The sequence below is a fragment of the Mesorhizobium sp. M7A.F.Ca.US.005.03.2.1 genome (genome assembly GCF_003997795.1).
In the GTDB taxonomy this organism is placed as follows: Bacteria; Pseudomonadota; Alphaproteobacteria; order Rhizobiales; family Rhizobiaceae; genus Mesorhizobium; species Mesorhizobium ciceri.
The window spans coordinates 1-1,921 of sequence record NZ_RZRP01001043.1; the positions used below are offsets into that span (position 1 = coordinate 1).

The 1,921-nt window shown below is 60.8% G+C and carries 1 protein-coding gene; it reads left to right on the forward strand.

Translation table 11 applies throughout. From position 1 onward, the window contains the following. Positions 1–63 precede the first annotated feature (63 nt). Positions 64–1,773: a penicillin-binding protein 2 gene (locus tag EN991_RS34350; RefSeq protein ID WP_127370393.1), complete on the forward strand. Its 1,710-nt coding sequence runs from the start codon at positions 64–66 to the stop codon at positions 1,771–1,773. Positions 1,774–1,921: the final 148 nt, after the last annotated feature.

The window sequence follows — 1,921 nt, forward strand, 5'->3', positions numbered from 1 at the left end:
TAGTTCGGGCGGCAAGGCGCCGTCGGACGGCAGGGATCCCGTGGTGACCGGAGGCATCGCCCAATGATCGGTAAACTGCTGAAACGTCGCGCCAGGACGAGTGAAGATGGATCGATCGTGGTCGAGGGCGCCCGCAAGGCGACCGGCGGCAAGGGCAGGACGCGCATCATCATGACGATGGCGGTGTTCTTCGGCATCTTCTCGACCATATCAGGGCGGCTGGTCTATCTCGGCTTCCAGACCCCCGATATGTCGGGCGGTCCGCAGAGCCGGGTGACGGCATCGCGGCCCGACATCGTCGACCGCAACGGCGAAGTGTTGGCCACGGACATCAAGACGGCGTCGCTGTTTGCAGAACCACGCCGGATTGTCGACGCCGACGAGGCGATCGAGAAGCTGTCGACGGTGCTTCCCGACATCGACTATGAGCAGACCTACCATAAGCTGAAGAGCGGCGCCGGTTTCGTCTGGCTGCAGCGGCAGCTGACGCCCAAGCAACAGTCCGACATCATGCAGCTCGGCATTCCCGGTTTCGGCTTCCGCACCGAAAAGCGCCGCTTCTATCCGAGCGGCGAGACCTCGTCCTACATTGTCGGGCTCACCAACATCGACAACCAGGGCATCTCCGGCATGGAGAAATATGTCGACGAGCAGGGGCTGAGCGACCTGCAGGCGTCGGGCCTTGCCATTGCCAAGGATCTCAAGCCGGTAAAGCTTTCGATCGATCTGCGCGTGCAGCATGTCGTGCGCGACGAGATCGCCGCCGGCCTGGAGCGCTATCGTGCCATGGGCACCGGCGCCGTTGTGCTCAACGTCAAGACCGGCGAAGTGGTGGCCATGGCCTCGGTGCCGGATTTTGATCCGAACAATCCCTACAACGCACAAGACAAGGACCGGCTGAATCGCATGTCGGCGGGCCTCTACGAGATGGGTTCGACCTTCAAGAGCTTCACCTCAGCCATGGCGCTCGATTCCGGCAAAGCGACGATGGCGAGCCGCTTCGATGCTTCGCATCCAATCCGGGTCGGCCATCAGGCCATTCACGATTTCCACGGCAAGAACCGTGTGCTGTCGTTGCCGGAGGTGTTCCTCTACTCGTCCAACATCGGGTCGGCCAGGGAAGCCGAGATGGTCGGCATCGAGGGGCATCGCGAATTCCTGCATCGCCTTGGCATTCTGGACAGGATGCAGACCGAATTGCCGGAGACTGCCCGTCCGACTGAACCGAAGGTCTGGAAACAGGTCAATTCATTCACCATCGCCTTCGGCCATGGCGTGTCGACGACGCCGCTGCAAGCGGCTGTGGGCTGCGCGGCGTTGATGAATGGCGGCTTCCTGATGAACCCCACCTTTCTGGTGCGGACGCAGGCGGAAGCGATGGCCACCGCCAAGAGAGTGGTGAGCGAAAAGACCGTCGAAGGCATGCGCTACCTCTATTCGCTCAATGCCGAAAAGGGCTCTGCCAGAAACGCCAGAGTCCCCGGCTACCGCGTTGGCGGCAAGACCGGAACCGCCGAGAAGGTCATCAATGGCCGCTACTCGAAGGACTTGAATTTCAACACCTTCGTCGCCGCCTTCCCGATGGACGATCCGCAGTATCTGGTGTTTACCATTGCCGATGCCCCGCACCCGGAAAAGCCCGGCATGACGGATGTCGCGGCTGCGAATGCTGGGGTTATGGCCGGCAATATCATCAGGCGTTCAGCTGCCATGCTTGGCGTGAAGCCAGATTTCAGCCATGAAAATGGTGCAACGCTGGTTTCCTATCAGTGATTCTTAGGGCGCGCCGGCAACAGCGCGCTATTTTGTTGCGGTGAACGGGACTCGATGAAGCTCAGAGATCTAGCCGGTATCCTGCCCGTCGAGGGAATAGCTTCCGTCGATCTGGAGGTTACAGGGATTTCTTCGGATTCCCGCCAGG